Origin of the sequence: Pseudomonas sp. NBRC 111127 (assembly GCF_001320345.1) — a bacterium.
Lineage (GTDB): Bacteria > Pseudomonadota > Gammaproteobacteria > Pseudomonadales > Pseudomonadaceae > Aquipseudomonas > Aquipseudomonas juntendi.
The window spans coordinates 1-6341 of the sequence record NZ_BCBD01000229.1; the positions used below are offsets into that span (position 1 = coordinate 1).

At 61.9% G+C, this 6341-nt stretch carries 7 protein-coding genes; 2 read left to right on the forward strand and 5 right to left on the reverse strand.

Annotation, left to right across the window (positions count from 1 at the left end; genetic code table 11):
* Together APH30_RS25630 and APH30_RS25635 are read right to left on the reverse strand one after the other, a co-directional pair.
* Positions 1–731 (reverse strand): amidohydrolase (locus APH30_RS25630; RefSeq protein WP_156326688.1); only part of this gene is annotated, 731 nt, incomplete at its 3' end.
* A 1-nt stretch (position 732) separates the two neighbouring features.
* Entirely contained in the window at positions 733–2034 is a 1302-nt protein-coding gene (locus tag APH30_RS25635) for an MFS transporter (protein ID WP_054914115.1), read from the reverse strand.
* 333 nt (positions 2035–2367) lie between these two features.
* On the opposite strand from APH30_RS25635, the gene APH30_RS25640 reads away from it, so the two are divergent.
* Positions 2368–3498, forward strand: coding sequence for a porin (locus APH30_RS25640; RefSeq protein ID WP_054914116.1), 1131 nt, complete (start codon positions 2368–2370; stop codon positions 3496–3498).
* Here the strand turns inward: APH30_RS25640 and APH30_RS25645 are convergent.
* The 3 genes from APH30_RS25645 to APH30_RS29235 all read right to left on the reverse strand — a co-directional run bounded on the left by APH30_RS25645 (position 3475) and on the right by APH30_RS29235 (position 4787).
* On the reverse strand, positions 3475–4413 hold the full coding sequence (locus APH30_RS25645) for a LysR family transcriptional regulator (protein WP_009682310.1): 939 nt from the start codon (positions 4411–4413) through the stop codon (positions 3475–3477). The two genes, APH30_RS25640 and APH30_RS25645, sit on opposite strands and share 24 nt — an antisense overlap.
* A 6-nt stretch (positions 4414–4419) precedes the next feature.
* Positions 4420–4545: a hypothetical protein gene (locus APH30_RS29730; protein WP_256222139.1), complete on the reverse strand. Its 126-nt coding sequence runs from the start codon at positions 4543–4545 to the stop codon at positions 4420–4422.
* A gap of 101 nt (positions 4546–4646) precedes the next feature.
* A complete protein-coding gene (locus APH30_RS29235) occupies positions 4647–4787 on the reverse strand; it encodes a hypothetical protein (protein WP_009682311.1) in 141 nt (46 codons plus the stop codon).
* Between the two features lie 470 nt (positions 4788–5257).
* Between APH30_RS29235 and APH30_RS25650 the strand changes: the two genes are divergently transcribed.
* The gene (locus APH30_RS25650) at positions 5258–6241 is read left to right on the forward strand and encodes a DUF1852 domain-containing protein (RefSeq protein WP_054914117.1); all 984 of its coding nucleotides are present in this window, start codon (positions 5258–5260) and stop codon (positions 6239–6241) included.
* Positions 6242–6341: the final 100 nt, after the last annotated feature.

A 6341-nucleotide genomic window follows, 5' to 3' on the forward strand; every position in this document is an offset into this window, starting at 1 on the left:
TGGATCATGCCGATGCTGATCACAGCATGGTCGTCGACACTCAGGTTGCGCGACTTGATGGTCTGGATCGCACCGATCAGGCTGTGCAACGCCATTATCGGGTCTACCGACAGTTCCGGCATCGCCCCATGGCCACCTTTGCCGGTGATGCGAATGCTGACCCGCTGCGAAGAGGCCATGGTCGGCCCGGCCTGCACCACGCACGTGCCCACCGGCAGGCCGGGCATGTTGTGCAGGGCATACACCGAATCACACGGGAAGCGTTCGAACAGCCCATCGTCGATCATCGCCCTGGCGCCGGCCAGGCCCTCTTCGTCCGGCTGGAAGATCAGGTTCAACGTGCCGTTGAACTGGCGGGTAGCCGCCAGTTGCGCTGCAGCCGCCAGCAGGATTGCGGTGTGCCCGTCATGACCGCAGGCATGCATTCGCCCGGGCACCTTGCTGGCATGGGCGAAAGCGTTCTTCTCGGTCATGGGCAAGGCGTCCATGTCGGCACGCAAACCGATACTGCGCGGGCTGTCACCCACCTTCAGCACCCCCACCACCCCGTGCCCACCCACCTGCCGATGCACCGTGTAGCCCAGCGCCTGCAGTGTGTCGGCTACCAGCGCCGCCGTTCCCGGGGTGTCGCCGCCTATCTCCGGCGCGGCGTGGATCTGCCGGCGCAGCATGACAAACGCATCGAGCGCTGCAGTTGGTTGCAACGGCTGATCACTCTGCAAAGTACCCATGTCACTCGCATCCTTTGTTTTCAGGGAAGTAGTTGAGGCAGACCAGGCTGACTGCACCACCGGCCAACAAGAAGTAGGCCGGGGCCAATGGCGTACCCAGCGCAGCGATCAGCCAGGTGGCCACCAACGGTGAGAACCCCCCAAACAGGGTTACCCCCAGGCTGTAGCTGACCGAAGTGCCGAAAGAGCGCCGCGCCTTGGGGAACCCCTCCATCATCAGGGCAAAGAACGCACCGGCGCCCATGCAGGTGGGCAGGATCAGCACCGCCACGCACATCATTGCCAGCCCCAAGTGCTGGATATGCCCGAGCAGGTAGAACACCGGCAGGGTCAGCACCACCGGCGTGGCGACCGTCCATACCAGCAGGCGCTTGCGCAGTTGGTGCTTGTCGGCGAACTTGCCCGCCAGTGGGCAGATGAGCGCCATGCAGCCGCTGCTGATGCAGGCGATCGCCATCGCGCTGCCTGGCGGGTAATGCAAGGCGGTGGTCAGGTAGGTGGGCATGTAGAACACGAACAGGTACATGCCGATGGTCGAGCTGGCCATCAGGCCAATGCCCAGGGCGATTCGCTTGAGCAGGGCGGCATCCAGCACCGGCTCGCCTGAACGCGCCGCTTCGGCGGTATGGGTTTCCGGCAACCGCGTGCGAATGTACCAGCCGACCGGGCCGATCAGCAGGCCGAAAATGAACGGGATGCGCCAACCCCAGCTTTCCAGCGCGTCCGGCTCGAGCCATTGGCTGAGCGCCAGACCGAACCCTGCCCCCACCAGGGCGGCATAGCCCTGGCTGGCCGCCTGCCAACTGACGCTCTGGCAGCGCTTGCCAACAGCGCTGGACTCCATCAGGAACACCGATGCGGTACCGATCTCGCCACCGGCCGACAGGCCCTGAATCAGCCGACCGGCCACCAGCAGCAGCGTGGCGCAGATACCGATCTGCGCATGGGTGGGGGTGAACGCGATCAATGCCGTACCCAGGGTCATCAAGCCAATCGTCAGCGACAAGGCCGCCTTGCGCCCATGCCGGTCGGCGTAACGGCCAATGACCATGGCCCCGACCGGCCGCATCAGAAAGCCGACGCCGAAGGTGGCCAGCGACATCAACAGCGAAGCCATTGCCGAATCGGACGGGAAGAAATGCTTGCCGATCAATACAGCGAAAAAGCTGTAGATCGTGAAGTCGTACATTTCCAGCGCATTGCCCAGCGAGCAGGCAATCAAGGTTTTACGCGAGGACGACGAGTGCGCACTGCAAGGCGCATCCGCCTGCAGAACTGGCGGTGCGGGTAGCGGTGTTGTCATTGTTTTTCTCCGTTGGCGAATCGCGGCGTGCAACGAATATCGGCCAATCGGGCAGTCAATACACTTGCAGTTTCGGCAATTGGTTAACCCGGGGTTAATCAGCCCAGCGCCCTGGGGTCGGCACCCCGGCAGGCATGCAACCGATGCTGCAGGCGTTGCCCGATGGCCGCAGGTCAGCCGTTGCCAAGGGCATGAGCACCGGTCATGCGCCACCGCAAAGGCGCCCATTGGCTTAACCAAACGGCATGCACTGGCCGAATAAGCAATCACACTGCAACGGGTTATTCACCGACGCTACAGCCACCCCATCATCGTGCTGGCCTGGAGTCGTGAATGAACACTCGCACTACATCGTTGCTGTTGATGATCCAAAGCGCTTGCCTGGCCGCTGAGGCACAGGCAGAGGGCTTTCCGGCACTCGCCCGGATCGCGCCTGGTTTCGGTTATTACGGGGTGGACTACGGCTTTGATGACACGCTCAAGGTCTACGGCACCGTGGACGCCTTTGCCAGTTACCACGACTCGCAGCGGCACGCGGGCTTCAGGCTGGCCGGCGGCGGTGCCTGGACCAACAAGCTTGGGCTGTATGCGCGCAAGGGGTTAAGCGCTGACAGCGCGCTGGAGCTGGTAGCCGAAGAAGGCTTCAACCTCAATGGCCAGGCACTGGAGGGCAGCTGGGACACTGTCGGCAGCCTGCGCCTGGCGGCTGTGGCCCTACGTTCGAAAAGCCTGGGTAAACTGGAGTTCGGCAAGACCTACAGCATGGGCACCCCCACCTACGCCGACCCGTTCCTGGCCACGTATGGCTCGCCCTACACCTACCTGGCCCTGCCAGCAGCCGGCAAGGGCGCCTATTACCTGGACCTGCGCCCCAAGCACACACTGGCCTACACCACCCCGAACCTCAACGGTTTCAGCCTGGGCACGGCAGTGAGCCTTGGTTTCGACGATGCCGCCAGCCAGGGACGCACCCTGCGAGGCGGTGGCGCGCGCCTGCAATACCGCAACGAGCGGGTGATGCTGCTGAGCTCCTACAACCTGTACTACAGCGACCCATGGGACGACGCTGGCAACACGCGCCAGACCGCCAACCGCTACAAGAGCCTGTCGGCGTTCTACGACTTCGGCCCGCTGGCCACCAGCCTGACCTGGCAACGCCAGGACGTGGACCAGGCCGGCAGCCCCAGCACAACGTTGATCACTGCGGGCGCAATGGTGCCGGTTGGCGAACGCGATGTGCTACGCCTGGCAATCATGCAACGCCAGGTCACCGCCAAGGACCAGGACGCCTTCGCGGCAGTGGTTGGCTACGACCACTTCGTGACCCCGCGCTGGGCCGTGTATGGTCGGGTCGGCCTGATCGCCAACCAGCCCGCTTCGGCGGTCACCTACGCAGGTACCCCGCTCGAGCAGGCGGGCGACGACCCGGTCAACGTCGCGCTAGGCATGTACTACCACTTCTGACGCCCCTGCCCGGGCTTGCCTCAGCACCCGCCCGCGCAAGCTGTGATACAGCTCCTGCGCAGGTGTGGTGAGGCTATGGCGGTCGATGCAAACCAGGTTGATCGGGTAATCCGGGATCAGCTCTTGCACCGGCATGACCACGAAGTCGCTGCCAATGCCGTACCTGAAACTCTGGTCCACCGCCAGTTGGCTGATGGTCATCAGCGCCTCGGTATTCTGCAGCAGCTTGAGCGCCATCATTACCGAGGTGCACTCCACGGTATTTTGCGGCACGGGCAGGCCGTTGGCCTCGAACAGCTGGTGAAACTGCGAAGCCTGATCGGCCAATTCGTCCAGGCTGATCCAGTGGGCGTACTGCAATGTGCGCAGCGATTTGCTGAACTGCTGCTGGTTCGACACATGGCAGATCACGCTGCCCTTGATGCTGCCAAGCGCCTCCCAGTCCAGGCTCAGGCGGCTGAGCGGCTGCTGCGAAGTGATGGCGAAGTCCAGGCTGCCATCGCGCAAACGTTGCAGGATCTGGCTAGGGCGCAGGTCGGTGATGGTGAGTTTGACCCGCGGGTATTTACGCCGGAACGCCAGGATACTTTCATCCACCCCGTCAAGCATGGCCGTGAGCGAGGTGACGCCGATCGACACCGCGCCCAGCGTGGCGTCCTGGATGCTCGCCGCTTCGATCTGCAGGCGGCGAATACTTTCGACCACCAGGTTGGCATGGCGGATCACGCGCTTGCCTTCCTCGGTCAGGGCCATGCCCTTGGGTGAACGTTGCAGCAAAGCGAAGCCCACCTCGCGCTCCAGCTCCTTGATCGAACGGCTCAGGGCAGGTTGGGTAATGTGCAGGAGCTTGGAGGCTTCGAGGATGCTACCGGCATTGTGAATGGCGACAAGCGCCCGGAGCTGGTGAAGTTTCAACCGTCTTTACCTTGTGCGCTGCTGGCGACGCTGGCCAATCGAAGAAGCGTTCGGGCCCTGGGTGCAGGCGCCAGCATGGTTGTGGGACGGGTACAGGTTCACGTCGGGCAGTCGCTCGCCAACTTTGCGCATTGCAGCATCCTGGGTCAGTGGGTGGCCGAGCGGCTATGATGCCGTAGGTCAGCCAGCCAGGTACACAACTGCCTGTACAGGCACCTGAGCGTCTACGCCACTCACAGGCGCAGGATGGCGTGCTCATGGTCGATGGCGGGCACCGGCACCTGCCCACGCCGCACGACCAGCCATTGGCGCATGCGCTCGGTGTCGAAGATCTGCCCCTCTTCCATCATCAACAGGATCAGCGACTGGGACATTCGGTAACACCCGCATTGGGAACAGCGCCGCTCCTCCCATCCAAGGGTGCATTCGACGGATTCCGCGTGCCCTGCGCAAATCAGACAACTCATGTTAGCCCCCTTTCTTGTTCTTCCGTGGAGGTGATGGAGGTAGTGCAGTAGGTGGAGACTGGACTCCCGACTGACATGGGATATTCATGCCAACTTGAAAATTCCGTACCTTTAGTCTGGAAAGTTGCGAGCAAGATCACAGGGCCAACCGCCCGCGCTCGACCGCATACACAAGCTTTCCTTCCCGTTGCCTACTCCCGACACCCCAGCATCATGAGCGGCGCTAAATCATTAGTGATTTATCTTCAATATCATTCATGTAGGGCCCCTGCCTAGAATACGGCCTGAACACGGACATCACGTCGCTCGCGCCATGGCAATAGTTGCCTGCTTGCACTACCCAACGGCACGAGCCAGGCATCAGGACACCGTACAACATGGCTTACGCACCGCAATTCACTGTGCAGCGCACCGCTTTCGACGAGCACTACCAGCCCGGCGAAAACACGCGCATCACCACCAATTTCGCCAACCTGGCGCGGGGGGAAAACCGCCAGGAAAACCTGCGCAACACCTTGCAGATGATCGACAACCGCTTCAACGCCCTGGCGCACTGGGACAATGCCTATGCAGACCGTTACAGCGTAGAGCTGGATATCATTTCGGTGGAACTGCACCTGCACAGTGAACAGCGCAGCAGCGGCCTGCCGATGATCGAGCTGTTGCAGACCCATATCGTCGACCACACCACCAACCGCCGTATCGACGGCATGGTCGGTAACAACTTTTCCTCGTACGTGCGGGACTACGACTTCAGTGTGTTGTTGCTGGAACACAACAAGGGTCGGCCAAGCTTCAGCACGCCGGACAACTTTGGCGAACTGCATGGCAAGCTGTTCAAGTGCTTCATCAACTCGGCCACCTACAAGGCGCACTTCGACAAGCCGCCGGTCATCTGCCTGAGTGTGTCGAGCAGCAGGGTTTACCACCGCACTGAAAACCAGCACCCGGTGCTGGGCGTCGAGTATCACCAGAACGACCACTCGCTGACCGACGAATACTTCAGCAGGATGGGGCTCAAGGTGCGCTACTTCATGCCGCCCGGCAGTGTGGCGCCATTGGCCTTCTACTTTGCCGGTGACCTGTTGGCCGACTACAGCAACCTGGAGCTGATCAGCACCATCAGCACCATGGAAACCTTTCAGAAGATCTACCGCCCCGAGATCTACAACGCCAATGCGGCAGCCGCAATGGCCTACCAACCGAGCCTGCAGCACCAGGACTATTCGCTTACACGCATTGTCTACGACCGCGAAGAGCGCAGCCGCCTGGCGCTCGAACAAGGCAGGTTTGCCGAGGAGCGCTTCGTCAAACCGTACCAGGCCACCCTGGAGCAATGGTCCGCTCAATACGCCGGCTGATCACCTCAACGCACAAGGTAACCGCTGATGAACACGCTACTTCCCACCTCCACTGCCGGCAGTTTGCCCAAGCCTTCCTGGCTGGCGGAGCCTGAAACAC

Excerpts from the sequence above, each read along its gene's own strand:
- APH30_RS25635 (WP_054914115.1), bottom strand. The coding sequence starts at position 2,034 with ATGACAACACCGCTACCCGCACCGCCAGTTCTGCAGGCGGATGCGCCT.
- APH30_RS25640 (WP_054914116.1), top strand. The coding sequence starts at position 2,368 with ATGAACACTCGCACTACATCGTTGCTGTTGATGATCCAAAGCGCTTGC.
- APH30_RS29730 (WP_256222139.1), bottom strand. The coding sequence starts at position 4,545 with ATGCGCAAAGTTGGCGAGCGACTGCCCGACGTGAACCTGTACCCGTCC.
- APH30_RS29235 (WP_009682311.1), bottom strand. The coding sequence starts at position 4,787 with ATGTCCCAGTCGCTGATCCTGTTGATGATGGAAGAGGGGCAGATCTTC.
- APH30_RS25650 (WP_054914117.1), top strand. The coding sequence starts at position 5,258 with ATGGCTTACGCACCGCAATTCACTGTGCAGCGCACCGCTTTCGACGAG.